This is a genomic window from Paraburkholderia sp. GV068 (assembly GCF_003058125.1).
In the GTDB taxonomy this organism is placed as follows: Bacteria; Pseudomonadota; Gammaproteobacteria; order Burkholderiales; family Burkholderiaceae; genus Paraburkholderia; species Paraburkholderia graminis.
Window position 1 is genome coordinate 150428 of record NZ_QBUB01000014.1, and the last position, 26284, is coordinate 176711.

Annotated in this window: 19 protein-coding genes; 10 read left to right on the forward strand and 9 right to left on the reverse strand. The window is 63.9% G+C overall.

Translation table 11 applies throughout. The features are described 5' to 3' along the window. Window positions 1–66: 66 nt before the first annotated feature. The 3 genes from C8K18_RS25685 to C8K18_RS25695 all read right to left on the reverse strand — a co-directional run bounded on the left by C8K18_RS25685 (window position 67) and on the right by C8K18_RS25695 (window position 3357). On the reverse strand, window positions 67–1002 hold the full coding sequence (locus C8K18_RS25685) for a LysR family transcriptional regulator (RefSeq protein WP_053857408.1): 936 nt from the start codon (window positions 1000–1002) through the stop codon (window positions 67–69). Window positions 1003–1252: 250 nt separating this feature from the next. Then, window positions 1253–2338, reverse strand: coding sequence for a porin (locus C8K18_RS25690; RefSeq protein WP_006048177.1), 1086 nt, complete (start codon window positions 2336–2338; stop codon window positions 1253–1255). A 587-nt stretch (window positions 2339–2925) separates the two neighbouring features. Further along, window positions 2926–3357 carry a hypothetical protein gene (locus C8K18_RS25695; protein WP_053857407.1) on the reverse strand — a complete coding sequence of 144 codons (432 nt, stop codon included), beginning with the start codon at window positions 3355–3357 and terminating at the stop codon, window positions 2926–2928. A 567-nt stretch (window positions 3358–3924) separates the two neighbouring features. On the opposite strand from C8K18_RS25695, the gene C8K18_RS25700 reads away from it, so the two are divergent. The 9 genes from C8K18_RS25700 (at window position 3925) to C8K18_RS25740 (ending at window position 16153) form a co-directional block, all read left to right on the forward strand. Then, entirely contained in the window at window positions 3925–4950 is a 1026-nt protein-coding gene (locus tag C8K18_RS25700; RefSeq protein ID WP_006048180.1) for a bile acid:sodium symporter family protein, read from the forward strand. Window positions 4951–5245: 295 nt separating this feature from the next. Continuing rightward, complete coding sequence (locus C8K18_RS25705) at window positions 5246–7099, forward strand: phosphodiesterase (RefSeq protein WP_107709212.1); 1854 nt, start codon at window positions 5246–5248, stop codon at window positions 7097–7099. 220 nt (window positions 7100–7319) lie between these two features. Beyond that, complete coding sequence (locus C8K18_RS25710; RefSeq protein ID WP_006048182.1) at window positions 7320–8306, forward strand: LacI family DNA-binding transcriptional regulator; 987 nt, start codon at window positions 7320–7322, stop codon at window positions 8304–8306. Continuing rightward, window positions 8303–9589, forward strand: a complete 1287-nt coding sequence (locus C8K18_RS25715; RefSeq protein ID WP_107709210.1) for an AGE family epimerase/isomerase — start codon at window positions 8303–8305, stop codon at window positions 9587–9589. The genes C8K18_RS25710 and C8K18_RS25715 overlap by 4 nt, the downstream gene beginning before the upstream one ends. Next, on the forward strand, window positions 9586–10503 hold the full coding sequence (locus C8K18_RS25720) for a carbohydrate kinase (protein WP_107709208.1): 918 nt from the start codon (window positions 9586–9588) through the stop codon (window positions 10501–10503). The genes C8K18_RS25715 and C8K18_RS25720 overlap by 4 nt, the downstream gene beginning before the upstream one ends. Before the next feature lie 134 nt (window positions 10504–10637). Beyond that, on the forward strand, window positions 10638–10868 hold the full coding sequence (locus C8K18_RS25725; RefSeq protein WP_006048185.1) for a hypothetical protein: 231 nt from the start codon (window positions 10638–10640) through the stop codon (window positions 10866–10868). Between the two features lie 64 nt (window positions 10869–10932). Next, window positions 10933–11178 carry a hypothetical protein gene (locus C8K18_RS25730; protein WP_006048186.1) on the forward strand — a complete coding sequence of 82 codons (246 nt, stop codon included), beginning with the start codon at window positions 10933–10935 and terminating at the stop codon, window positions 11176–11178. A gap of 138 nt (window positions 11179–11316) precedes the next feature. Next, the gene (locus C8K18_RS25735; RefSeq protein ID WP_006048187.1) at window positions 11317–12276 is read left to right on the forward strand and encodes an ion channel; all 960 of its coding nucleotides are present in this window, start codon (window positions 11317–11319) and stop codon (window positions 12274–12276) included. Window positions 12277–12565: 289 nt separating this feature from the next. Next, window positions 12566–16153, forward strand: coding sequence for an indolepyruvate ferredoxin oxidoreductase family protein (locus C8K18_RS25740; RefSeq protein WP_107709206.1), 3588 nt, complete (start codon window positions 12566–12568; stop codon window positions 16151–16153). An 81-nt stretch (window positions 16154–16234) separates the two neighbouring features. Here the strand turns inward: C8K18_RS25740 and C8K18_RS25745 are convergent, their stop codons facing one another. Both C8K18_RS25745 and C8K18_RS25750 read right to left on the reverse strand, forming a co-directional pair. Beyond that, window positions 16235–16927: a copper homeostasis protein CutC gene (locus C8K18_RS25745; RefSeq protein WP_107709204.1), complete on the reverse strand. Its 693-nt coding sequence runs from the start codon at window positions 16925–16927 to the stop codon at window positions 16235–16237. Between the two features lie 35 nt (window positions 16928–16962). Further along, the gene (locus tag C8K18_RS25750) at window positions 16963–18240 is read right to left on the reverse strand and encodes an EAL domain-containing protein (protein WP_006048190.1); all 1278 of its coding nucleotides are present in this window, start codon (window positions 18238–18240) and stop codon (window positions 16963–16965) included. Window positions 18241–18525: 285 nt separating this feature from the next. On the opposite strand from C8K18_RS25750, the gene C8K18_RS25755 reads away from it, so the two are divergent. Next, window positions 18526–20175 carry a Na+/H+ antiporter gene (locus C8K18_RS25755; RefSeq protein ID WP_107709202.1) on the forward strand — a complete coding sequence of 550 codons (1650 nt, stop codon included), beginning with the start codon at window positions 18526–18528 and terminating at the stop codon, window positions 20173–20175. A 19-nt stretch (window positions 20176–20194) separates the two neighbouring features. Here C8K18_RS25755 and C8K18_RS25760 read toward each other — a convergent pair whose 3' ends face one another. The 4 genes from C8K18_RS25760 to C8K18_RS25775 form a co-directional block, all read right to left on the reverse strand. Then, window positions 20195–21502, reverse strand: coding sequence for a solute carrier family 23 protein (locus C8K18_RS25760; protein WP_029969535.1), 1308 nt, complete (start codon window positions 21500–21502; stop codon window positions 20195–20197). A 167-nt stretch (window positions 21503–21669) separates the two neighbouring features. Continuing rightward, window positions 21670–23235: a methyl-accepting chemotaxis protein gene (locus C8K18_RS25765; RefSeq protein ID WP_107709201.1), complete on the reverse strand. Its 1566-nt coding sequence runs from the start codon at window positions 23233–23235 to the stop codon at window positions 21670–21672. A 375-nt stretch (window positions 23236–23610) separates the two neighbouring features. After that, entirely contained in the window at window positions 23611–24234 is a 624-nt protein-coding gene (locus C8K18_RS25770; RefSeq protein WP_107709199.1) for a DUF2239 family protein, read from the reverse strand. Between the two features lie 87 nt (window positions 24235–24321). Next, window positions 24322–25851 carry a sensor domain-containing diguanylate cyclase gene (locus C8K18_RS25775; RefSeq protein ID WP_107709197.1) on the reverse strand — a complete coding sequence of 510 codons (1530 nt, stop codon included), beginning with the start codon at window positions 25849–25851 and terminating at the stop codon, window positions 24322–24324. Window positions 25852–26284: the final 433 nt, after the last annotated feature.

Below are 26284 nucleotides of genomic sequence, written 5' to 3' on the forward strand. Positions count from 1 at the left end.
GTCTCCCCCAATCGTTACGCTGTTTGCGTGTGCGGGTGCTGGCAACCAGTATAGCGAAAGGGGGCGCTACCTCACCGCCATCGCCTTGATCTGCTCAAGCGACGGCCACAGCGATTCGTTCGCGAAGCGGTCAGCCAGAAAATCCACGAACGACCGCACCTTCGCCGACAAATGGCGACGGCTTGCGTAGACGACATGGATCGGCAGCTCGCGCGGCGGCACTTCATCGACGAGCAGCGGCACGAGACGCCCTTCCGCGAGATCGGCGCCGATCACCTCGGTGCCGAGCAGCGCGATGCCCGCGCCATGCAGCACCATCACGCGTTGCGCCTCGAGATGGTTGACGATCAGATTGCCGGACAAGCGCACGCGCGCCGCCTCGCCCGTGGTTTGCAGGACGTCGAGCGCCGACACGCCCGCGTACTGCAGATAGTTGTGGCGCGCGAGATCGGCGGCTGTTTTGGGCGTGCCGCGCCGACGCAAGTAATCGGGCGACGCGCACAGCAGCAGATGCGCCATCGCGATCGGCCGGGCAATGAGCGACGACGACTTCATGCCGCTCGGCGAAGCGCGAATCGCGACGTCGAAGCCCTCGTCGATCAGCTCGACCACGCGGTCGGACAACGTGATGTCGACGGTGACCTGCGGATACTGCGCGGCGTAGTCGGCGACGGCGGCCATCACGTGGCTGAGCCCGAACGCCGACAACGACGACACGCGCAAGCGCCCTTGCGGCACCACGCTTGCCGCGCCGACCACCTGCTCCGCTTCCTCGAGTTCGGTGAGCACCTGACTCAGGCGCTCGTAGTATTCGCGGCCCGCCTCGGTCGGCGCGACGCGGCGCGTCGTGCGATTGAGCAAGCGCGCGCCGAGCTGCTGCTCGAGATGCATCACATGCTTGCTCGCCATCGCCGCCGACATTTCCATCCGCTCAGCCGCGCCGACGAAGCTGCCCACCTCGACCACTTGCCGGAACACTTTCATGCTGACGAGGGTGTCCATCGAATCACTCGCTCAAGGAATTAATCGGCGTCATTTTGCATGGTTTATCAAGAGCCGGTGGGGAAAGGCCGCGGGCGAGCAATGCCGAATGACTAAAACGACGAAAGCCCGCGTTCGGTGAGAACGCGGGCTTTGTGGTTACTGCGAGCCTGGCTGCGACTTCGACTGCGACTGCAACGTTAACTGCGCCGAATATCGCTCGGCGCGCAGCGACACAAGCGAGCCGCCGCGCCCCGCGTTTCAGCCGCGCCTAGAACTTCGCGCGCAAGCCGACGCCGTACGTGTTGCCGCTCGACTGATTGCTGATGTGGTCGTACAGATAAGCCGCATAAACATCGGTGCGCTTGGACAGCGGATAGTCGTAGCCGACCGCGGCCGTCTGACGGGTCTGGTCGAAGCCGCCGCCATCGCGCGAGTACGCGTACGACGCCATCACCGTGCCCGGCCCGAACGGCACCGACACGCCGCCTTGCGCCGTGTTCACATGCCAGCTCGTCAGCGTCTGGTCGTTATGCGTGTACATGTACTGACCGAACAGCTTCACGTACTTCAGGTCGTACGACAGGCCGAGTTGCGCGACGCTTTGCGCCTTCAGGCCTGGCACGCCCGACGAATCGAAGCTGCCCAGATCGCCCGGCGTGTTGTTGAAGTTCACGTACTGGTAGACGGCGGTCGCGGCGAACGGGCCGTGGAAATACAGCACCTGGCCGCTCCACTTCTTCGCGCCGTTCTGCGTCGTGTTGCCGAGCGCGTACATCGCGCTTGCCGACAGTCCGTTGAAATTCGGCGATTGGTACTGCACCGCATTATTCCAGCCGGAGTCGCCGGTCACGCCCTGGTCCGTCGAGTACGTCGGGAACGTGCCGAGCCCGAGATAGACGTGGTAGACCATCGGCGAGAAAACGTACGAGTCGATGAACGGGTTGAAGAGGATCGTCGACACGAACAGATGGGTGGTCAGACGGCCGGCCGTGACCGTGCCGTACGGCGATTCGATACCGACGTAGGCGTTGCGCGAGAACGTGCTGTCGCCGGTGAAGCGGCCGTACTGGCCGTTTTGCGCGCGGAAAAATCCTTCGAGTGTGAAGATCGCCTTGTAGCCGTTGCCCAGGTCCTCAGCCCCCTTGAAACCCCAGTACGACGTCGACATGCCGCCGCCGGACACGCCAACTGCGGTCTTGCCGCCGGGGAATTTCTGTGCGCCGACCCATTCGTCGACCTGGCCATAAAGCTGCACGCTCGATTGCGCGAAAGCAGACGATGCGCCGGCCAGCAAAGCAGCACATGCGGTCGCCTTGAGGGTGGTCTTCAGCGCACGGCTGATGTTTGTTTTCATGGATTCTCCAGTCTTTGTCAAAAAGGGTGTGGCTGTGCGAAAGGGCAAGCTCGCGCGAACCATTGTTGTTGTCCGTCCGATCATCGAGCCAATCTGGGCGGGACCATCTTTGCGGACCATTTTTATAAACAAAAACATGGCTCGTTATTGCCGGTATATCGGTCTGATTAGGTTCGTCGTTTATCGGCCTGTTAAAGACCGTTGTGCAAGCCATTTCGCGGTGCCGCGGCAGACGCAATGAATCGCGCCAGGCAGCGCTCGCGGCACGCCAGCCGGTTAATAACGCTTCACATGACATCCCGATGACGCAGCGCCGCATAACCGCCCCGATTTGACGACGGGAGACGGTCTGCTGCCGAGTGTTTTCAAAAAAGTGTGGCGTCGAAACGTCAACTAGAGCGGAGGCGTTTCAATGCTTGTGAGAAGAGAATTGAGATGTAATGCGGATGCGAAGCGGATTGAAAGGCGGAGTTGCTTGTGAAATGCGCGGGATACGTCGTGGAGCAACGGACGTTGTATGCGTATGCGACGTGCGCGTGTAAACGCCTCGGGCCAAACCGGCTGCAAGCGGCCAACGTCAGCGCAAGTTAGTTACGGTAGGGCGAAGCTTCGGGCGGGCGGCTGTCGTCGCCCTGGCGCTGGATCGAGCGGATGGAGCTGCGTTCTTCGTTATATCGCGCGACGTCGGCGCGGATCGAGCCCGAGCGAACCGGCGGGTTGGACTGCGGCCGCTGTCCGGGACGCGATTCAGCGCTGACGGGCGTGATCACGCCAGGGTACGGAATTCCGCCGCGGCCTTCGCCGGGATAAGAGCCCGGTCCGGCGACACGGCGAATGTTGGAGACAGGCACACCGGAGCGATGGAAGGCGCCGCCCACGTCGCGATTGACGTAATTGCCATGACCGTAGCTGTCGACGGCGAAACCGGCAACGCCCGGCCCTTTGGCGTAGGCGAACGAGCACAGCGCGACAACAAGCGCGCCCCACAGCCAGTGCTTCGTTCTCGACAACCCGTCCACCCGTGACTCACTTGCCCGAAGACTTGCCTGAAGCCCACCGTTCGAGCTGCGGCGGACTTGTTGAGGGACTGGCGCGGGCGCCGCGGAAAAGCTCGCGGCGCGGGGCATTCCCGACGGCCTTTGAACGGTAATTTATGGTCGTCGGCAGAGGGTGTCGAGCCAAAAAGTGTTAGGCCTCGCCCGCTGTTGTAACACCTTGTTACTGCGACGTTTTTCTACGACATAACCCTTGCGGAAACCGCCTTATGGCGGTGCCGGATCGCGCTCCTGGCATTCGCGGAACGCGTAGCGGAAACCGGGTGGCAAGGGTCTGTTTGCGCGCATGATGTCGGGACCGACAAAGCCGAAACCGTGCGCCTCGCGCATGCACAACCGCCTGCGAATTCACGGCCAACCGTGGACAGCACGCGGCTCCGAATGCGCATCACTCATCAATCGATTCGGCAAATGAATTTGCGTTTTCAATCGCTTTCGCAGGACAATACTGGTTTTCCCTGGCGCTGATCCGCGGCGCTTCGCGCACGCGCCTTGCGTGCAGTCCCGCATTACCGATTTCGAGAATCCGACATGGCCCGCCCGAAACTGCTTCCCGACAACTTCACCTTGTGCCTCGTCGGCACCGTGATATTCGCCAGCCTGTTGCCGGTTCACGGGCAGGCCGCCGTCGGGTTCGACTGGGTCACGAACGTCGCGGTCGGCCTGCTGTTCTTCCTACACGGCGCGAAGCTTTCGCGGGAAGCGATTGTTGCGGGCGCCACGCACTGGCGTCTGCATATAGTCGTACTGCTCAGCACGTTCGCGCTGTTTCCGCTGCTCGGCCTCGCGCTTAAACCGCTCCTTTCGCCACTTGTCACGCCGGCGCTCTATGCCGGGGTCCTCTTCCTCTGCACGCTGCCGTCGACGGTTCAGTCCTCTATCGCGTTCACGTCCATTGCCAAAGGCAACGTGCCGGCCGCCGTTTGCAGCGCGTCGGCCTCGAGTCTGCTCGGCATCTTCGTCACGCCAGCGCTCGTCAGCGTCCTCGTCACGAATCAGGCGGCGGGCGGTAGCTCCCCTTGGCACACCGTCGGCAATATCGTGCTGCAATTGCTGGTGCCGTTCGTGGCGGGGCAACTGCTGCGCCCGCTGATCGGCAAATGGATCGAGCGGCATCGCAGCGTGCTCAAGTTCGTCGACCAGGGCTCGATTCTGCTGGTGGTGTACGGCGCGTTCAGCGAGTCCGTTACCGAGGGCCTGTGGCACCAGATTCCGCTCTCCGCCCTCGGCGGCGTGCTGCTCATCAGCGTGGTGCTGCTCGCGCTCGCGCTGGGCGTCACCATTCTCGTGAGCAAGCGGCTCGGCTTTTCGCGCGCGGACCAGATCACCATCATCTTTTGCGGCTCGAAGAAAAGCCTGGCCGCCGGCGTGCCGATGGCGAAGGTCATCTTCGCCTCGCAGGCCGTGGGCGCAGTCGTTCTCCCGCTCATGCTGTTCCATCAGATCCAGTTGATGGTGTGCGCCGCGCTCGCGCAGCGCTGGGGCGCCCGCGACATGAGCGGCGAAACGCGCGCCGCCTCGCGCGGGCAAACTGCCGCCGCCGTGGCTCGTCGTTGAACTCGCCGCTGAGTTCGCCGCTGAGTTCGCCGTTGAATACGCGCGCAATGCAAATAGAACGTTCATAAGCGCCCTCCCTGAGCGTCGTTTTTCGAAAAGCCGCCTTGCGCGGCTTTTTGCTATTTCACGCGCAAACGCCGCGGTTGTCGCCTCGGCCGGATGGCATAGGCCGATTCCGCAAAATTCCTGGGACGACGCTCGTGCACCACTCAAGTGCAACGCTTCATCAAAAGTTCACTTAATTCTTCGCATGGGCGGTCGTTAAGCCGCAGGTCCATCGCTACGCCGACCTGCCATGCAACTTCGCTCGCCCTCCCGATCCGCCGCGCCGCGCATCGACGAACTGATTGCCCGGCGTGAGCTGTCCGCCGTGTTCCAGCCGATCATCGACTTCGAGGACGGCGCGATTCTCGGCTACGAAGGCCTGATCCGCGGCCCGGCCGGCACGCCGCTCGAAGCGCCGTTCGCGCTCTTTTCGCAGGCGCTCGCCGAAGGCTGCACGATCGAGCTCGAGCAGGCCGCCGCGCGCGCGTGCATCGACGCGTTCGCGCAGCTCGGCCGCGACGGCAAGCTGTTCCTCAACTTCAGCGCGGGCGCGCTGCGGCGCCTGGCCGACGCGCCCGACGAAACGCTCGCGCTGCTGCGCCACCGCGGCGTGGACCCGCAGCGCATCGTGATCGAGTTGACGGAGCAAAGCACGATTCCCGACGTCGGCGCCTTTCTGCCCGTGATCGCCTGCCTGCGCACGGCGGGCGCGCAATTCGCGCTCGACGATTACGGCACCGCGAACGCCAGCATGAATCTGTGGGTGCGGCTGCAACCGGACGTCGTGAAGATCGACCGCTTCTTCATTCACGACATCGCCTGCGATCCGCTGAAATTCGAAGCTGTTCGCGCGATGCAGCACTTTGCGAGCGCGAGCGGCGCGCGGCTGGTCGCCGAAGGCATCGAGAACGAAGCGGATCTGATCGTCGTGCGCGATATGGGAATCGGCTGCGGGCAAGGCTTTTTCTTCGGCCGTCCGCATGCGCAGCCGGCCAGCAAGGTCACCGACGACGCCCGCGACGCGCTGCGCGCTGGCCACATCGCCGTGTTTCCCGAAGCGACGCGCACGCTCGGCGGCGCATCGCCATCGGGCGGCATGGCGTCGGAAAAGATGCTCGTGCACGCGCCCGCGCTGCCGCGCCACGCGACCAACAACGACGTGCTCGAACTCTTCAACCGGCTGCCCGAACTGCATGCGGTGGCCGTCGTCGAACACGACGAGCCGGTCGCGCTGATCAACCGCCGGAGCTTCATGGACCGCTACGCGCTGCCCTATCACCGCGAGCTGTTCGGCAAGCGGCCGTGCCTGCTGTTCGCGAATGCGTCGCCGGTCGTGATCGAGAAATCCATGACGGTCGAGCAAATGGCCAAGCTGCTCGCGAGCGACGACCAGCGTTATCTCGCCGATGGCTTCGTCATCACCGAAAACGGCAAATACGCGGGGCTCGGCACCGGCGAAAACCTCGTGCGCGCGGTCACCGAAGTGCGCATCGAAGCGGCGCGCTACGCGAACCCGCTGACTTTCCTGCCCGGCAACATTCCGATCAGCTCGCACATTGCGCGGCTCGTCGGCAACCACGCGGGTTTCTACGCGTGCTATGTGGACCTGAACCACTTCAAGCCCTTCAACGATCAATACGGCTACTGGCAAGGCGACGAAGTGCTGAAGTTCGCCGCCGCCGTGCTCGCCGACGTCTGCGACCCGACGCGCGACTTTCTCGGCCACGTCGGCGGCGACGACTTCCTGATCCTGTTCCAGAGCGACGACTGGCGCGAGCGTGTGCTGTGCGCGATCCATGCGTTCAACGAAGGCGCGCAGCGTTTCTATGCGCCCGCGGACCGTCTGGCCGGGGGCATCCACGGCGAGGACAGGCGCGGCAATCCGACCTTCTTCGGCTTCGTGACGATGGCGATTGGCTGCGTGCGCGTCGAGCCGGATTCCGCCGATGGCGTCTCGCTCTACAACAGCGAGGCAATCGCAACGGTCGCGGCGCTGGCCAAGCGGCGCGCGAAGCTGGAAGCGAGCGGCTTCGTGCTGATCGACGCCGAGGAAAGCGTGGCGTTGTTACGCGGACAATCGGAAGCCGCGCTGCACGCAGACTGACGGACTGATAGCGCTCATAGAGGCGAGAGCGCCGCCGAACGCTTTTCCCCGGGCGTGTTTAGCTAGTTTTACTAAACACCAAAAACTCACAAATAACCCGTACATGCGGGTATTTACGGGTGTGGTCAGCGCTTTTTTCAGGCTGTTTCGGCTACGTTTTACTATACAATCGCCCGGACCCAAACACCGCGCGGCCGCCTTTGCACGGCCGCCTGCTTCGATGGCGATAACCATTCGCGACGTCGCGCGCGCGGCCAGCGTGTCGATCGGCACCGTATCGCGCGCACTGAAAAACCAGCCAGGGCTTTCCGAGGCCACCCGCGTGCGCGTGGTCAAGGCCGCGCGCGAACTCGGCTACGACGCCGCGCAACTGCGTCCGCGTATTCGCCGCCTCACTTTCCTGCTGCATCGGCAGCACAACAACTTCGCCGTCAGCCCGTTCTTCTCGCATGTGCTGCATGGTGTCGAAGACGCGTGCCGCGAGCGCGGCATCGTGCCGTCCGTGCTGACTGCCGGACCGACCGAAGACGTGATTGAGCAGATGCGTCTGCATGCGCCGGACGCCGTCGCCATCGCCGGCTTCGTCGAGCCCGAGACGCTTGCCACGCTCGTCGCGATGCAGCGGCCGCTCGTGCTGATCGACCTGTGGGCGCCCGGCCTGCGCTCGGTCAATCTCGACAACGCCGCGGGCGCCGCGCTCGCCATGCGTCATCTGTTCGAACAGGGGCGCAAGCGCGTCGCGTTCATCGGCGGATCGCTTGCGCACTTCAGCATCGCGCAGCGCGCGCTCGGCTACCGGCGCGCGTTTTTCGAAGCGGGGCTGCTGTTCGACCCGTCGCTGGAAGTGACGATCGACGCCGGCCTCGACCCCGACAGCGGCGCGGCCCGCGCGATGCAGCAACTGCTCGATGCGCCCGGTCCGCGTCCGGATGCGGTATTCGCCTACAACGACGCCGCCGCGCTCGCGGCGCTGCGCGCCTGCTTCGCGCGCGGCGTGCGCGTGCCGGAGGACATCGCGGTGATCGGCTTCGACGACATTCCCGCCGCCGCCCATGCCACGCCGCCGCTTTCCACCATCTCCGTCGACAAGGAAGCGCTCGGCCGGCGCGGCGTCGAATTGCTGCTCGAAGACGCGCCCGCCGAAACGGAAGTCCGCTTGCCCGTCCATCTCATCGCCCGTGCCAGTACTTTGGTGAAAACGCCATGACGCAATCCGCCACGCCTCACTCCGCGAACGGCCCTGCCGTGCCGCCCGTCGCCAGTTTCAGAAGCCGCGAGTTTCTGCTCTCGCATATCGAGGACACGCTGCGCTTTTACGCGCCGAACGTGCTCGATCCGAGCGGCGGCTTCTTCCACTTTTTCCGCGACGACGGTTCCGTCTACGACAAAACCACGCGGCACCTGGTGAGCAGTTGCCGCTACGTGTTCAACTACGCGATGGCGTATCGCCAGTTTGGCGACCCGAAGCATCTGGAATACGCGCGCCACGGTCTGCGCTTTCTGCACGACGCCCATTGGGACGCGCAGCACGAAGGCTACGACTGGGAGATCGAATGGCGCGACGGCAAAAAGCGCACGCTCGACGCCACGCGTCATTGCTACGGCCTGGCCTTCGTGCTGCTCGCGTATTCGCATGCGGCCATGGCCGGCATCGAGGAAGCCAAGCCGATGATCGGCGCGACCTTCGAACTGATGGAGCACCGCTTCTGGGACGCCGCCGCGGGTCTCTATGCCGACGAAGCATCGCCCGAATGGCGCGTGAGTTCCTATCGCGGGCAAAACGCGAACATGCACACCACCGAGGCTTTGCTGACCGCGCATGAAGCGACCGGTCACCTCGTCTATCTGGATCGCGCCGAGCGCGTCGCGTCGAACATCACGCTGCGTCAGGCGAAACTCTCGCAGGGTCTGGTGTGGGAGCACTTTCATGCGGACTGGTCGGTGGACTGGCACTACAACGAGGAAGACAGCTCGAACATTTTTCGTCCGTGGGGCTTCCAGCCGGGGCATCAAACGGAATGGGCGAAGCTGCTGCTGATTCTCGAGCGCTACCGTCCGTTGCCGTGGCTGTTGCCGCGCGCAATCGAACTGTTCGACGCCGCGATGACGCACGCATGGGACGAAGACCACGGCGGCCTCTACTACGGCTTCGGCCCCGACGGCACCGTCTGCGATCACGACAAATACTTCTGGGTCCAGGCGGAGACCTTCGCGACCGCCGCGCTGCTCGGCAAGCGCACAGGCAACGAGCGCTTCTGGGACTGGTACGACGAGATCTGGCGCTATAGCTGGACGCACTTCGTCGATCACAAATACGGCGCCTGGTATCGCATACTCACCTGCGACAACCGCAAATACAGCGACGAAAAGAGCCCGGCCGGCAAGACCGACTATCACACGATGGGCGCGTGCTACGAGGTGCTCGCGCACGCGCTGCCCGACGGCGCGGCCGCAGCCACTGCAACCGTTCAAACGGAGCAGGCAAAATGACGAACGCGGACACAAACCATGAACTGCCGGTCTTCGTTTCGGCGGGCGACATCCTCACCGACCTCGTGCGCACGGGCGCCTCGCAATGGCTGTCGCGTCCTGGCGGCGCCGGCTGGAACGTGGCGCGCTGCGTGGCGCGGCTCGGCTTGCCGACCGCGTGCGCGGGCTCGCTAGGCGTCGATAATTTCTCCGACGAGCTGTGGGACGCGAGCGTCGCCGCCGGCCTCGACATGCGCTTCATGCAGCGCGTCGAGCGCCCGCCCTTGCTCGCGATCGTTCATCGCACGCATCCGCCCGCGTACTTTTTCATGGGCGAAAACGGCGCCGATCTCGCGTTCGATCCCGCGCACCTGCCGGCCGGCTGGATGGAGCGCGTGAAGTGGGCGCACTTCGGCTGCATCAGTCTCGTGCGTCAACCGCTTGGCGACACGCTCGCGGCATTGGCCGCCGAGTTGCGCTCGCGCGGCGTGAAGATCAGCTTCGATCCGAACTACCGCAACCTGATGGAGCACGGCTACGAACCTACGCTGCGTAAAATGGCCGCGCTCGCCGACCTCATCAAGGTCTCCGACGAAGACCTGCGCCTGCTGTTCAAGACCGACGACGAAGCGCAAGCACTCGCCCAGTTGCGTTCGATGAACCCGAGCGCCACGGTCCTCGTCACGCGCGGACCGGAAACGGCGCTGCTGATCGACGGCGCGATGACGGTCGAAGCGCGGCCGCCGCGCGTCGAGGTGGTGGATACGGTCGGCGCGGGCGACGCGTCGATCGGCGGCTTGCTGTTCAGCCTGATGACCGCTTCGCAACGCGCGTGGCCCGAGCATCTGGCGTTCGCGCTCGCGGCGGGCGCCGCGGCGTGCCGGCATGCGGGCGCGCATGCGCCGTCGCTGGATGAAGTCGTCGCGCTGTTGTAACGCGGGTGGTTTATGTTGGTGTTGCGCTGTCGTTGCGCGCGGCCTGCGCCCTGCGGCACGCCGCCGCTTCTGCCGATGCGCGATGGCCGTGCTAGCATGAAAACACGGCAACCTTTGGAACGAGGAGCGACGCCATGGAGGACATCACCTACACCAAAGGCATCTACACGGCCACTGCGTCGGTAAGAGAACTCGATCGGGACACCTGGCAAGGCGTAGTCACACTCGCTCGCGACGAAGGCGAAGCGAGCGAGGACCAGGAAACCACCGTCTACGAAGTCGAGGCTACGTCGTCCACGCCAGGCGAGGCACTGGAAGAAGCGAAGGCGCTCGCTCATCGCATACTCGGGGAAATCGAACTCTAGGCAGACCGGCGCCCGCGCTCGTGCATCCGCGCCGCGCCGCCGAACGCAATGGTTGGAGGCGATCATGGCTGAACAGCTATTCCTCTACGGCGTGTACTCGATTCACGTGCGCCCGATCGAACTCAGCGGCGCGCGCTGGGACGCCGAGTACGAAATCCGGCATCGCGAGAAAGCGGTCAAGCCGTGGACGACCGTCGGCGGCGACAACGGTTATGGCGACTCCGCCGAGGCGATCGCGGCCGCGCATCAGCAAGCGGTCGAGGACATCGAACACGGCGCGGGCATTCCGAAGCCGCGGGCGTTTCCATAAAGCGGCATTAAGGCTTGCGAGTGCGAAGCGCGGCGCGGCGTGCGGCTTTCGGGCGCGCCGCGCTTCGCACTCGCAAGCCGCGTTCGGCGAGCCAGGCGCCGTGCTACGCTTGCGCCGTTTTCATTCCTCGAGCACGCGATGGCTACCGAACCGACCGACCGTTTTCCCGGCATCGGCGACGCTGAAGAGCGCGCGCGAAAACGCCGCTTGCGCGGCAGCCGCGAACTGCGTATCGAGGATCAGGTGGTCGTCGCGCACGGCATGCCGATGCGGTTCTGGCAGGATCTCTATCACCGCGCGCTGACGGTTCGCTGGCCGACGTTTTTCGTCTCGCTCGCGGTGCTGTTCATGTTGCTCAACACAAGCTTCGCCGCGCTCTACATGCTCGGCGACGCACCGATTGCCAACCTGTATCCAACGGGCTTCGGCGGCGCGTTTTTCTTCAGTGTCGAAACGCTCGCCACCGTCGGTTATGGCGACATGCATCCGCAAACGGTCTACGCGCACTGGATCGCCACGCTCGAAATCTTCGTCGGCATGTCGAGCATTGCGTTGGCAACGGGGCTGATATTCGCGCGCTTCTCTCGCCCGCACGCGAAGATCATGTTCGCGCGCTACGCGGTCATCCGGCCGCTCGACGGCCACATGACGCTGATCGTGCGCTCGGCCAACGGACGTCAGAACGTGATCGCCGAAGCGCATGCGCGGCTGCGCATTCTGCGGCGTGAAACCACGGCCGAAGGCTACACATTGCGGCGGCTTCATGACCTGACGCTCGTGCGCGATCAACATCCTGTGTTCAAGCTCGGCTGGAGTCTGATGCATGTGATCGACGAAGAAAGTCCGCTGTTTGGCGAAACCGCCGAAACGTTGAAGGCGCGCGACACGTCGCTGCTGTTGACGCTCGAAGGCGTCGACGAATCGACGTCGCAAACGATGCAGGCGCGCCACATGTGGTCGTGCGACGAAATCTTCTGGCATCACCGTTTCGTCGACATCATGAGCGAGCAGGACGGCGTGAGCCATATCGACTACTCGCATTTCGACGAGATCGTGCCGCTCGACGAAGCGCCTGTCGCGGCAAGCGTGCGGCCGTAAGCGGCGATAAACGGCCAAAGCAGCAACACGCGAAGCGCGGGCGAGAATCGCCCGATATAACCCGGCGAAGCACCCAGGGCATACCCGAAGCCATCCTTCGCGTGGCATATCCATCTCAAAACCGCGTCAAAACGCGGCGCTCTTCGCGCGCATTCGCGTGCATGCGCGGAAAGTAGAAAAAATCCACTCTGATTGGCGCTAAAAAATAGAGTCTCTTTCGCTGCGCGGGCTTCGTGGTTCCCACCGGTCCCCATCGCGCGCGCGAATGCAAAATTACGGAGACTCACCCATGACCGCTCGCCTGCCCATCGACGGCACGCCCGCTCTCGCCGACTACAAGCTGTCCGACAATCTCACCGCGACTCGCGGCCGCATCTTTCTGACCGGCACCCAGGCGCTCGTGCGCCTCGCGTTGATGCAGCGCGCGCTCGACAAGGCGCGCGGCATGAACACCGCCGGCTTCATCAGCGGCTATCGCGGCTCGCCGCTCGGCATGGTCGATCAGCAATTGTGGAAGGCGAAGAAACTGCTCGAAGCGAGCGACGTGCGCTTTCTGCCCGCGATCAACGAAGAACTCGGCGGCACCGCCGTGCTCGGCACGCAGCGCGTGGAAGCGGACCCGGAACGCACGGTCGAGGGCGTGTTCGCGATGTGGTATGGCAAGGGCCCCGGCGTCGACCGCGCGGGCGACGCGCTCAAGCACGGCAACGCGTACGGCTCGTCGCCGCATGGCGGCGTGCTGGTCGTGGCCGGCGACGATCACGGCTGCGTGTCGTCGTCGATGCCGCATCAGAGCGACTTCGCGATGATGGCGTGGCACATGCCGGTCGTGAATCCGTCGAACCTCGCCGACATGCTCGAGTTCGGGCTGTACGGCTGGGCGCTGTCGCGCTTCTCGGGCGCGTGGGTCGGCTACAAGGCGATCTCCGAAACCGTCGAATCGGGCTCGACCGTCGATCTCGATGCGCTGCGAACCGACTGGACCGTCCCGCACGATTTCGAAGCGCCGGCAGGCGGCCTGCATAACCGCTGGCCTGACTTGCCGAGCCTCACCATCGAATCGCGGATGCACGCGAAACTCGACGCGGTGCGCCACTTCGCCAGAACCAACAGCATCGACAAATGGATCGCGCCGAGTCCGCATGCGAACGTTGGCATCGTCACGTGCGGCAAGGCGCATCTCGACCTGATGGAGACGTTGCGCCGCCTCGATCTGACCGTCGCCGACCTGGACGCGGCCGGCGTGCGCATCTACAAGGTCGGCTTGTCGTTTCCGCTGGAAATGACGCGCATCGATACGTTCGTCGACGGTCTTTCCGAAGTGCTCGTGATCGAGGAGAAAGGCCCGGTCATCGAGCAGCAGATCAAGGACTATCTGTACAACCGCACGCAAGGTGCGCGGCCGGCCGTGATCGGCAAGCATGCGGAAGACGGCAGCATGCTGCTGTCGTCGCTCGGTGAATTGCGGCCTTCGCGCATTCTGCCTGTGTTCGCGAACTGGCTCGCGAAGCACAAGCCTGCGCTTGATCGCCGCGAGCGCGTGGTCGATCTGGTCGCGCCGCAAATTCTTTCGAACGCCGCCGACAGCGTGAAGCGCACGCCGTATTTCTGCTCGGGCTGCCCGCACAATACATCGACGAAAGTGCCTGAAGGTTCGATTGCGCAGGCGGGCATCGGCTGTCACTTCATGGCTTCGTGGATGGAGCGTGACACCACCGGTCTCATTCAGATGGGCGGCGAAGGCGTGGACTGGGCATCGCATTCGATGTTCACGAAAACGCGCCACGTGTTCCAGAATCTCGGCGACGGCACGTACTTTCATTCGGGCATTCTCGCGATCCGCCAGGCCGTCGCGGCGAAAGCCACCATCACGTACAAGATTCTCTATAACGACGCGGTCGCGATGACGGGCGGCCAGCCGGTCGACGGCAGCATTTCCGTGCCGCAGATCGCGCGTCAGGTGGAAGCCGAAGGCGTATCGCGCTTCGTCGTGGTCAGCGACGAGCCGGAGAAATACGACGGCCATCACGATCTTTTCCCGAAGGGCACGACGTTCCATCACCGCAGCGAAATGGATGCCGTGCAGCGCGAACTGCGCGACACCGACGGCGTGACCGTGCTGATCTACGACCAGACCTGCGCCGCCGAAAAACGGCGTCGCCGGAAAAAAGGCGAATTCCCCGATCCGGACAAGCGGCTCTTTATCAACGAGGAAGTCTGCGAGGGTTGCGGCGATTGCGGCGTGCAGTCGAACTGTTTGTCGGTGGAGCCCGTTGAGACGGCGTTGGGGCGCAAGCGCCGCATCGATCAATCGTCGTGCAATAAAGATTATTCGTGCGTGAACGGCTTTTGCCCGAGCTTCGTGACCGTGGAAGGCGGCAAGCTGAAGAAAGCCGCGGGCGTCGCGTTCGATCCGCAAGCGCTGACCGAACGCGTGAACGCATTGCGGCTGCCCGCCACGCAGCTCGACGCCGCGCCGTACGACATTCTCGTGACGGGCGTCGGCGGTACGGGCGTCGTGACGGTCGGCGCATTGATCAGCATGGCTGCGCATCTGGAAGGCAAGAGCGCGTCGGTCCTCGACTTCATGGGCTTCGCGCAAAAGGGCGGCTCGGTGCTGTCGTTCGTGCGCTTCGCGGCGCGCGACGAATGGCTGAACCAGGTGCGCATCGACACGCAGCAGGCCGACGTGCTGCTCGCCTGCGACATGGTGGTGGGCGCAAGCGCCGACGCACTGCAAACGGTACGTCATGGGCGCACGCGCATCGTCGTCAACACGCATGCAATTCCGAACGCGACCTTCGTCACGAACCCGGACGCGACGCTGCACGCCGACGCGTTGATCGACAAGATGCGGCATGCGGCCGGAGCCGAACGCATGTCGGCATGCGACGCGCAGGCGCTCGCCACACGTTTTCTCGGCGACACGATCGGCGCGAACATTCTGATGCTCGGCTTTGCGTGGCAACTCGGCCTCGTGCCCGTGTCGTTCGGCGCGTTGATGCGTGCGATTGAGTTGAACAACGTCGCGGTGCAGATGAACCAACTCGCGTTTTCGATCGGCCGTCTTGCCGCCGACGATCCCGCCGCGCTCGAATCGCTGTGGCAGGCGCGGCATGCGGCGAAGCAAACGGTGCGCGTCGATACGCTCGATGAACTGATCGCGCATCGCGAAGGCCGTCTGCAAACTTACGGCGGCGCGAGCTATGTGAAGCGTTATCGCGCGCTGGTCGACGCCGCGCGTCGCGCCGAACATGCGGTGGATGCAAGCAGCGAACGCGTGACGCGTGCAGCGGCGACGACGTTTTATCGCTTGCTCGCGGTGAAGGACGAATACGAAGTCGCGCGCCTGCACACCGACGCCGCCTTCCGTGAAGCACTCGAAGCGCAATTCGAAGGCGTCGCGGGCAAGGACTTCGGCATCAAGTTCAATCTCGCGCCGCCGACGCTCACGCGCCCGCATTCCGGTGGGAATCCGACCAAGAAAACCTTCGGTCAATGGATGTGGCCGGTTCTCGGCGTGCTGGCAAAAGTGCGTGGACTGCGCGGCACGATGCTCGATCCGTTTGGCCGCACGCTCGAGCGCAAGATGGAGCGCGAACTCGCCGACGACTACGAAACCACGTTACAGCGCGCGCTTGCCAAGCTCGACGCAGGCAATCTCGAAGACGTCGCGAAGCTCGCCGATCTGCATGCTCGCGTGCGCGGTTACGGTCACGTGAAGCTCGCGAATCTCGCAGGCGTGAAGCGTGGCGAACGTGAACTCGCGGCGCGCTTGCAGATTGAAGCGTCGACGGGAGCGTCGGTGAAGAAATCGCTCGAGGATGTTAAAGGCGCGGGACAGTTGCGCGGTATTCCGGTCGTGGTTGCGAAGTAGCACGCGTTGTAGAAACCGGCGCAACGCTTGCTGCTGCGCAAACGATGAAGCCGCTTCATGTGTCGACATGAAGCGGCTTTTTTATGCGTTCAGCAATGCCCTGACTCGCGCAACTTTGTCGATGTCGATCGGCGCAAGTCCGTTGCCGCCCACACGCACGCCCGACCCAAAGTGCACCGCTTGCACTTGTGTACGGCTCACGAAGCCGGCGACTGCATCGACTGTCAGACCCGCGCCCGCGAGCACCGTGCAATGCGATCCCGACGCCTGGCGCACGAGCGCGCGAATCGTCGCCTCGGCATCCAGCACGGAAGGCTGTCCACCTGACGTCAGCACATTCGTCACGGCATTAAAACCGAGCAGCACGTCCAGCGCTTTTTGCTGATCGCGCACTTCATCGAACGCGCGATGGAAGGTGACGGCAAGGCCATCGGCGGCGTCGATTGCGCGCGCCAGTTGTTCGCGATCGATCTCGCCGTCGACGTTCAACATGCCGATCACCACGCCGTTCGCGCCCGCCGCTTTCACGGCGCGCACGTCATGCAGCATCAGCGCATGATCGTCGGCATCGTAGACAAACGAACGGCTGTGAGGACGCACGATCACGTTGACGGGAATGGAGACCGCGTTCACCACGGCTTCGATCAGACCGATGCTCGGCGTGAGCCCGCCCTCGCCCATCGCGGTGACGAGTTCGAGACGGTCAGCGCCCGCCTGCGCGGCGAGCCGCGCGTCGGCAACGGTAGTGGCAATGACTTCGAGCAGAACGGACATGAGCGCAACCGTGTGTCGTTGAAAACGACATGATGTCAGAAGCGCTCTTCGTCCACCCAGTCGATATCTCCGCACAGCACGCAGATTTGTCCGCCAACCTGCGTGGCCACCGACAACGTCACGCACGGCAACGCCTCGTTGATCGACAGATACGGACGCGTGACATGCACGCGCTCAGGTGCATTGATCGCATCGCGAAAGTACGGACGACGCAGCCAGTTCGCGCCTTGTGCGTCGGCGAGCGGCAAGAAGCGCGTTTCATGCGCCGCGCGGTCGGCGCGCAGCACGACGTTGCGGCCCGCTTGCCGCCCTTTCGCGTCGAGCAGAAAGCAGCGCGCGGCGTGATCGAGCGCGAGAAAATTCCAGCACACTTCTTCCAGCGGCTCGCCGGCCGCAAGCCGCTCGGCCGCGCGTTCGAAGGCGCGCAGATACGGCGCGAGGCGGGTCGCATTGCGGCGTTCGCCCGCTTCAGTCTGGTCGCGATAACGCTCGGTGAGTTCGCCGATGCAACTGGCCGCATGCGTCGCGTCGGCCGCGCCAGGATTCGGGCGGCCAAAGAAAAAGCCTTGCACGAAGTCGGCGTTGCAGGCGAGCGCCATCTGCGCTTCGTGCTCGGTTTCCACGCCTTCGATCAGCACGAGCTTGCCCGCTTCGTGCAACAGCGCGACGAGGCCCGGCAGGATCGTCGCCATGTCGGCGCGATGCGCGGCGTGCGACAGCATGATGCGGTCGAGCTTCACGATGTCCGGATTCAGTTGCCAGATGCGCTCGACGTTCGAGTGTCCCGCGCCGAAGTCGTCGAGTGCGATCAGAAAGCCGCGCTCGCGGAATTGACGCACGGCATCCGCGAGACGCTCGAGGTCTTCCGCGCGCTGCTCGAGCACTTCGAGCACGATGCGCCGCGGCGGCAAGTCGAGACGCTTGAGCGTGGCGAGCAATGCGGCGGACAGGTAAGGATCGGTCAACGCGCCGGGATGCACGTTGAGAAAGAGCCACTCGCGTTCGGCGCCGAGCACCTTGAAGTTTTCCAGATGCAGCGTCTGCGCGAGCCGATCGAGTTGCAACACGTCGCCGACGCGCGCCGCCTCGCCGAACACGTCGAGCGGCGACACCGGCCGGTCGAGCATGTCGTGCGCGCGCAATAGCCCTTCATAGCCGACAGCCCGCATGTGCGACAGACTGAAGATGGGTTGAAACACGCTCGTGAGCGTCAGCTCGCCGTGCTGCACCGAAAATCGTTCGAGGCCCGATGTCACTTCGACGTCGAAGCCATGAGGCGCGGCGGCCGTTCTTTCCTGTTGCGCAATCGTCATGCAATCCTCTCACGCGAGAGCCGGGCCGGTCAGAACGCGGATGCGAACAACCCACGGCGCCATTGCTCCAAAATGTGCGCCATCGATATGGCTTAAGCAAGCTCCATGCGCACGCTTGCGCACATAGCGATGTAACTCGCGTGAAAGATTGCACCGACGGTATGGCGCGTGCGCCACCAGAGGGCGAGCGCGCACCGTTAAGGTGCGATGGACGTGCGTGTGCGCCCTGGCTCCGATGCGCCGATCCATCGGATAATCCCCGTTGTCTATTTAAGCCCTGTACCGATGGATATCGTCTTCACCGTATTGATTCTTCTGCTTGCCGTGGCCGCCTCCGGTGTCGTGACCCGCTTGCTGCCCTTGCCGTTGCCGCTCGTGCAGATCGCGATGGGCGCGATGCTCGCATGGCCGAGGCTCGGACTGCATGTCACGTTCGACCCTGAAATCTTCATGATGCTGTTCATTCCGCCGCTGCTGTTCGCCGACGGATGGCGCATTCCGAAGCGCGAATTCTTCATGGCGCGCCGCTCGATCCTGATGCTCGCGCTCGGCCTCGTGTTCATGACGGTGCTGGCCATCGGCTACTTCGTGCACGCGCTGGTGCCGTCGATGCCGCTGCCGGTCGCGTTCGCACTCGCCGCGGTGCTGTCGCCGACCGATGCCGTCGCGCTCTCGGGTATCGCCGGCAAAGGCAAGGTGCCGGGCAGGCTGATGCATATTCTCGAAGGCGAAGCGTTGATGAACGACGCGTCCGGCCTCGTCGCGCTCAAGTTCGCGATCGCCGCTGCGTTGACCGGCGTGTTTTCATTGCGCGATGCGTCGATCAGTTTCGTGATCATCGCCGTCGGCGGTCTCGCGACGGGCGCGGCGGTAAGCTGGCTGTTCAGCTTCGTGTCCGTGCGCTTTCTCAATCTGACGGAAGAAGGCGACCCGGCGCCCGGCGTCGTGATGACGCTGCTGATTCCGTTCGCCACCTACCTGATCGCCGAACGTTTCGAGCTCTCGGGCATTCTCGCGGCGGTCGCCGCCGGCATGATGATGAACTACACGACGCTCGCCACGTCGGGATCGGTCTCGTCGCGCCTGCGCGCAAACAATACGTGGATGATGATCGAGTTCGTCTTCAACGGCATGGTGTTCATTCTGCTGGGGCTGCAGTTTCCGCACATTCTCGGCCGCGCATTGCTCGACGCGCACCAAACGAGCGACGCGCAAGTGGGACGCCTGATCGGCTACATCGCGGTCGTCGCCGTGGCGCTGTATGCGTTGCGCTTTACGTGGGTGTGGCTGCTGCGCTGGTTTTCGAGCCGCGGCGCAGCGCGGCATGGCCTCGTCAACGCGGTGCCGGGGCTGCGCACCGTGGCGGTTACGACAGTTGCCGGCGTGCGCGGGGCGGTGACGCTTGCCGGCGTGTTGTCGTTGCCCGAAACGTTGCCGGACGGCGCGGCGTTGCCTGGGCGCGACCTCGCGATCTTTATCGCGTCGGGTGTCATTCTCGTGTCGCTCGTCGTCGGCGTGATTGCGTTGCCGTTGCTCTTGCGCGGATGGCGCCGCGGCAAGGACCCGCACGCCGCGGAAGAAGCGCTCGCGCGCACGATGGCGGCGCAAGCGGCGATCCGCGCCGTCGACGATCTGCATGACAAGGAGTGCGCGAATCTCGATGAATCGGCCTCGGCCTATGCCGCCGACGTGACCGCGCGCGTCATGGACATTTATCGCCGCAGGCTGACGGCACTCGCCGGAGATCAGGAACCGCGCGACATGGCGCGGCGCGCGGACGCATTGGAATTTCGCATGAAGCTCTCCGCAATGCGTGCCGAGCGCCAGGTATTGCTCAGCTTGCGCAGCAATCAGACGATCAACGACGAAACGTTCAACAAGCTCATGCATGAAGTGGATTTGTCGGAGACGGCGCTGACCGCGCGCTGGAAGTAACGTCGTCTCCTGAAAACGATCAGGCTACCGGCCCTTGCGCCGGCTTCCTTCTGAGCAGCGCGTAAAGAATGATCGCGCCGAACGTGGCCGTGCCGATGCCGCCAAGACCAAAGCCGCCGAGTTTCAGCGAGAAGTCGCCGGCGCCGAGCACGAGCGTGACCGCGGCCACGATCAGATTGCGGTTATCCGAGAAGTCGACCTTGTTGACGACCCAGATGCGCGCGCCGGTCACAGCGATCAGACCGAACACGACAATCGAAACGCCGCCGAGCACAGGACCCGGAATGGTCTGGATCACCGCGCCAAACTTCGGCGAAAAACCGAGCACGAGCGCGATCAACGCGGCGATCACGAACACGAGCGTCGAATAGATTTTGGTCACGGCCATCACGCCGATATTTTCCGCGTAGGTGGTCACACCCGTACCGCCGGCAAAACCGGAAACGACGGTCGCGAGTCCATCGCCGAGAAAAGCGCGGCCGATATAGCGGTCGAGGTTCTGTCCGGTCATCGCACTGACCGCCTTGATATGGCCGAGATTTTCGGCGACGAGGATCACCGCGATCGGCGCGAGCAGCGTCATGGCCTGCATGTTGAACACGGGCGCCGTGAAATGCGGCATGCCGAACCACGCAGCGTTCGCAACGATCGAGAAGTCGACTGGCTTGCCCATGCCGAGGCCGTTCGTCACGATTGCGTAGATCACGTAGGCCATCAGCAGGCCGACGAGAATCAGCAGGCGTTGCAGCATGCCGCGGCCAAACACCGCGACCGCGCCGACGCACAGCACGGTGACGAGCGCCATCCACGAATCGAAGTTGCTGCCGCTCACGCCGCGCACGGCAATCGGCGCGAGATTCAAACCGATCACGCAGACAATCGCGCCGGTCACGACTGGCGGCATCAGCGTTTCGATCCAGCGCGTGCCGACCGCCGACACGATCAGGCCGATGACCGCATACACCACGCCGCACGCGATGATGCCGCCCAGCGCGACCGGAACGTTCATGTTCGGCCCGTGGCCGCCGTAGCCGGTGACCGCGATCACGAGACCGATGAACGCGAAGCTCGAGCCGAGATAACTCGGCACGCGGCCGCCGACCAGCACGAAGAACAGCAGCGTGCCGATGCCCGACATGAAGATGCAGAGGTTGGGATCGAAGCCCATCAGCAAGGGCGCGAGCACGGTCGAGCCGAACATCGCGACGACGTGCTGAATGCCCATCGCGAACATCTGCGGCCAGGCAAGGCGTTCGTCAGTACCGACGATGCGCCCCTCGACGGCATCTGGCTGCGCGCGCCAGCGGGGAAAATAGGAATCGGCCATCGCGGGGGTTCTCCTCTATTCGGCGTTTTTCGTGGACGACGGCGCGCAAAAATAGCGCCGTGCGGGAATTACGCGCGAGTGTACGGAGTGCGATTGGAGGTGGCAAGCGCGGACAATATCGCGCGCGGCCAGGCACAAACGCGACGCGCGCGATGACGCGACGTTCGTCACGCGTGCTTCGGCTCGAGCGAGAACACCGTCACCGCCGCCTGCAACTGCCTCGCCTGATCCGCCATCGACGACGCCGCGGCCGCGGCTTGCTCGACGAGCGCGGCATTCTGCTGGGTCACGTCGTCCATTTGCGCGACCGCGCGATTCACGCCTTCGATGCCTGTGCTTTGTTCCTGCGACGCCGCGGAAATCTCGTTCATCAAGTCCGTCACGCGACTGATCGCCTGAGTCACTTCGGCCATCGTCTGGCCGGCCCGCTCCGCGAGTTCCGCGCCGCTGTCCACGCGCGCCGTCGAGTTTTCGATCAGTTCCTTGATCTCTTTCGCCGACACCGCGCTGCGCTGCGCGAGCGAGCGCACTTCGCCCGCGACGACCGCGAAGCCGCGTCCCTGCTCGCCCGCGCGCGCGGCCTCGACCGCGGCGTTCAGCGCAAGAATGTTGGTCTGGAACGCGATGCCTTCGATCATCGCGATGATGTCGGTCATGCGCTTCGAGCCGGCCGCGAGTTCGCGCATCGTTTCGACCACATCGCCGACGAGATCGCTGCCGCGCGCCGCCACTTCCGAAGCGCCGTGCGCGACGCCGCCCGCCTGCTGTGCGTTGCCTGCGTTCTGCTTCACCGTCGACGTCAGTTGCTGCATGCTCGACGCGGTTTCCTGCAAGGCCGCGGCCTGCTCTTCGGTGCGTTGCGACAGGTCGGTGTTGCCCTGCGCGATTTCGCCCGATGCAGTGAGGATCGATTCGCTCGATTCGCTGATGCCCGCGACGATGCCCGAGAGCCGCTCGCGCATGTTGCGCAGTGCGAAGAGCATGCTCTGCGTGTCGCCAGGACGGGTTTCGACGCGCACGCTGAGGTCGCCGCCGGCGATGCGGTTCGCGATGTGCATCGCGTAATCCGGCTCGCCGCCCAACTGACGCGCGAGGCGCCGCGCGATGATCGCGGCCAGTACGCCGCCCGCGACGATCGCGCCCAGCACGAGCACGAGCATCGCCATGCGCATGCGCTGATAATTGGCGGCGGCTTCGGCCTGCGCGTCGTTGCCCTGCTGACGGCGATAGTCGATCAGCGCCGTGATGCGGTCGCGCAATGTCTCGCTCGACGCGATCGCACGGCGCACGAGTTCGTCGTTGTCGACGCCGGCCGGGATCGGCGCAAGGCCGATCTGCTGCTGCACGATGCCTTCCCAGACCGCGGACTTCTGCAGCACGTCGTCGAACATCTGGCGCCCCTGGGCGGTGACGATCGTCGCGCGATAATTGTCGTAGCCCTCGTGCATTCGCTTGAGCGATGCCACGATGCTGTCCTTGAGCTTCTGACGGCCGGCTTCGCCGCTCACATAGCCGAGGTTCGCAGCGGCGAGATCCGAATCGATCTTGTGGCGGTTCGCTTCTTCGAGCCAGTAAAGGCCGTCCATATATTTATCGCAGATGGCATCCGTGATGTCATGCATCGACGACAGCGTCTTCAGCGATGTGCCGCCGATCACCACGCAAAACGCAATCACCACGGCGAATGCCAGCAGCAGTTTCCTGAACACGGTCATGCGATCGAACCACTTCATTGGCCTATCCTTCACAAGTCGCAACAAAAATGCTCGCTGCCGCGTCACGGCCGGAACGTGCCAACGACTCATCAGGAGTAAGAAGGCGCGTTGGCGACGCAGCGGCTCAGCAGCGTTCAGTTCGTTTTACGGCGCGCAGCGCGCGGACTTGATGCGATGAATCCCGGAATAAGCGGGACAGGATAATGTAAGGAATGCCTGGCAGATGCAAACGAGCTACGCGTTTGAGATTCGTCCGATATCAAAGCAGCGATTTGGCTCTTAGACTTGCCCCGCTGCGTTGACCCCAATTAACGCATGCGATGTTGTTGTAACTCTCCGACTTTCCGCTCACGCTCTCCGGGTGTGAGCGGTTTTTTTTCGCCTTGCTTCGGTTCAGGCGTGCGGTTCGAACGCATTCTCAGCGAGCCGCAGCGTGTACCTGCGGACATCGTCCGGCCATTGCGCGATTTTTTCTTCGAAGCGCGGCCGGTCGCCGGCATAGAGCGCACGAGTCGCATCTTCGTAATCGGGCAGGTTGCCCGCCAGCGCCGTCATGAAGCGATACACCGCTTCCTGCGCTGCGCGTCTGCGGTCGACATGCTCGCCGGTTGCGCGCGCCGTCTCCACCAGCTTGCGTAGCGCGACCGACGCGCCGCCCGGCTGCGCATTCAACCAATCCCAATGACGCGGCAACAACGTCACTTCGCGCGCGACGACGCCAAGCCTCGGCCGTCCGCGACCGCGTGGCGTGCTGGTGTCGGCGGCGGCATCGGTGGTTGCGTCGGTGGCGGGATCTGCGGCGCGGTCGGCCTGGTTCAAGCGCGCGACGATGTCCTCCGCACTGCCGCGCAAATCGAATTCGACGGGAGCCGCGCTGACGTCGTCGAAAACGAGGACGGGCGCCTGTTCGCCCCGCGCGAGGACTTCTTTGACGGCGAGCGCGACCCGCGGCAATTCGCCGGAAGCGATAAGGCGATGGCCCTCAAAGGCCGTACAGGTGCGGGAATACGTGGTCACGACAATCGCCGGTTCGGGAAGTTGTCGAATTATACCCGGGTTAAATAAAAGCGCAACATATTATCCGGGTATTATTGTGAGGCAGCGCTATCGACCAACGACAGTTATCGCGCTGCCTTCCGCCGCCGGCACGCCCGGCCCGTACGAAGACACGCGATTGCGGCCCGCATCCTTCGCGGCATACAGCGCCTGATCGGCGGCATCGACGAGCGCGCGGCTCGACGTGAACGCCTCGCCCTGCATCGTCGCGACGCCGATGCTCACGGTCAGCACATGGTGCGAGCTGGCCACGTGACCGAGCCCAACCGCCTCCACGGCCGCGCGGATTTTCTCGCCAATGGACATTGCGCCGGCCTGGTCGGTGTCCGGCAAAAGAACCGCGAACTCTTCGCCGCCGTAGCGCGCCGCCGTGTCGCCCGGACGCTGCACGTTCTGCGTGATGCAGCGAGCCACCGTGATCAGCGCATCGTCGCCGGCCGAGTGGCCGTACAGGTCGTTGAATCCCTTGAAACTGTCGACGTCGATCAGCAGCATCGAAAGCGATCCGCCGTTGCGGTGTACACGGCGCCATTCGTTCTCCGCGGACTGCTCGAAGGTGCGGCGGTTGTCGACGCCCGTGAGACCGTCCGTGCTCGCGAGCGTGCGCAGTTCTTCCTCGGCGATGAGGCGCCGCCGTATCTGCTGCGCGAACAGCACGGCGAGCGCGATCATCGTGAGATTGAGCGCGCCGATCAGCGAGCCGATGATCCATGCGCGCCGCCGCCAGCCGACGTAGATATCGCGCGTGGACAGCGCGACGTCGAGAATCAGCGGATACATGTCGATGTGGCGAAACGCGTACCAGCGCTCGACGCCGTCGATCGCCGCCGTTCCGAAGAAGTCGCCGCTCGGCTGCTGGACGAAGCGCGAATAATTGGCTGTGCCCATCAGATTGATGCCGATCGTCTTCGGATCGTACGGACGCCTCATCAACATCGTGCCGTCGCTCAGCATCAGCGCCATCGATCCGCCGGCGCCGAGGTTCATCCCGTCGAACAGGCTGCGGAAATACTTCAGGCGCATCGTGCCCACGACGACGCCGCCGAAGCTGCCATCCGGCCGCGTGATGCGCCGGCTGAGGCCAATGCTCATGTCAGCGCCCGTCGTGCGCGGCATGAACGGACGGCTCACGTACAAACCGACGCTAGGCGAATCGCGATGCACCTTGAAGTAGTCCCGGTCGCCGAGATAAACGTGGCGCGGCGGCAGCGACTGCGAATCGATCGCGATATAGCCCGTTTCATCGATCACCAGAATCGAGCCCATGTCTTTCGCCGACGCCGAGCCGTCGAACAGCACCATCTGACGCAGCGCCGGATCGAGTTGCATCACGCGCGACTGCTTGAGCCCGTCGATCACCGTTCGGATCGACAGATCGTAGATTTCCAGGTTGCGCGAGACGTCGCGCTCCACCAGCAGCGAGACGTTGAAGACCGAGTCCTGCGCGCGCCGCAACGCGTCGTCGTGCATCTGCGCGAGCACCCACACGGCGAGCGCGAGGATTGCGCTCGCCAGCACGCCACTGATCGCGATGATGAGGTTGGGACGACGCGTGACCATGTTGTTCGGTTCGGACATGCGCGGCCTTGGCGCGCGGTGGGGAAAGGACGCGCCCGTGGGCACGTATGGCAAGCCGGTAGCGTAACAGAGGGAACCGCGGCCCAAATCGTGGAAAAGACGGGGGTTTGACGGCTTGCGCGGGGCTTACGGTTGTCTTTTGGTTGTCTTTTGGTTGTCTTTTGGTTGTCTTTGGTTGTCTTTGGTTGGCGGTGAGAGTTGGGTGGAAGTTTAGACGGCGGCGGCTGTTACGGGGTCGTGGATTACCCGGCTTCTCTCAAGTCCATCTGCGAAGCTCCGATAACCAATAAATGGGATGCCGCTTTTTGTGCTCGCACGAAGCGGCAACACCGCGCGAGGTCGTCGACTGTCCGGCGGCCGCATAGACGCTCCCATTCCCGGACCTGAGAGTCCATTACGAAGCGCTCGTTTCGTCCCTGGAGAAATACAGATA

What these genes read in the sequence shown, in the direction of transcription:
- C8K18_RS25685 (WP_053857408.1), bottom strand. Translation starts at nt 1,002, where the DNA reads ATGGACACCCTCGTCAGCATGAAAGTGTTCCGGCAAGTGGTCGAGGTG.
- C8K18_RS25690 (WP_006048177.1), bottom strand. Translation starts at nt 2,338, where the DNA reads ATGAAAACAAACATCAGCCGTGCGCTGAAGACCACCCTCAAGGCGACC.
- C8K18_RS25700 (WP_006048180.1), top strand. Translation starts at nt 3,925, where the DNA reads ATGGCCCGCCCGAAACTGCTTCCCGACAACTTCACCTTGTGCCTCGTC.
- C8K18_RS25705 (WP_107709212.1), top strand. Translation starts at nt 5,246, where the DNA reads ATGCAACTTCGCTCGCCCTCCCGATCCGCCGCGCCGCGCATCGACGAA.
- C8K18_RS25710 (WP_006048182.1), top strand. Translation starts at nt 7,320, where the DNA reads ATGGCGATAACCATTCGCGACGTCGCGCGCGCGGCCAGCGTGTCGATC.
- C8K18_RS25715 (WP_107709210.1), top strand. Translation starts at nt 8,303, where the DNA reads ATGACGCAATCCGCCACGCCTCACTCCGCGAACGGCCCTGCCGTGCCG.
- C8K18_RS25720 (WP_107709208.1), top strand. Translation starts at nt 9,586, where the DNA reads ATGACGAACGCGGACACAAACCATGAACTGCCGGTCTTCGTTTCGGCG.
- C8K18_RS25725 (WP_006048185.1), top strand. Translation starts at nt 10,638, where the DNA reads ATGGAGGACATCACCTACACCAAAGGCATCTACACGGCCACTGCGTCG.
- C8K18_RS25730 (WP_006048186.1), top strand. Translation starts at nt 10,933, where the DNA reads ATGGCTGAACAGCTATTCCTCTACGGCGTGTACTCGATTCACGTGCGC.
- C8K18_RS25735 (WP_006048187.1), top strand. Translation starts at nt 11,317, where the DNA reads ATGGCTACCGAACCGACCGACCGTTTTCCCGGCATCGGCGACGCTGAA.
- C8K18_RS25740 (WP_107709206.1), top strand. Translation starts at nt 12,566, where the DNA reads ATGACCGCTCGCCTGCCCATCGACGGCACGCCCGCTCTCGCCGACTAC.
- C8K18_RS25745 (WP_107709204.1), bottom strand. Translation starts at nt 16,927, where the DNA reads ATGTCCGTTCTGCTCGAAGTCATTGCCACTACCGTTGCCGACGCGCGG.
- C8K18_RS25750 (WP_006048190.1), bottom strand. Translation starts at nt 18,240, where the DNA reads ATGACGATTGCGCAACAGGAAAGAACGGCCGCCGCGCCTCATGGCTTC.
- C8K18_RS25755 (WP_107709202.1), top strand. Translation starts at nt 18,526, where the DNA reads ATGGATATCGTCTTCACCGTATTGATTCTTCTGCTTGCCGTGGCCGCC.
- C8K18_RS25760 (WP_029969535.1), bottom strand. Translation starts at nt 21,502, where the DNA reads ATGGCCGATTCCTATTTTCCCCGCTGGCGCGCGCAGCCAGATGCCGTC.
- C8K18_RS25765 (WP_107709201.1), bottom strand. Translation starts at nt 23,235, where the DNA reads ATGAAGTGGTTCGATCGCATGACCGTGTTCAGGAAACTGCTGCTGGCA.
- C8K18_RS25775 (WP_107709197.1), bottom strand. Translation starts at nt 25,851, where the DNA reads ATGTCCGAACCGAACAACATGGTCACGCGTCGTCCCAACCTCATCATC.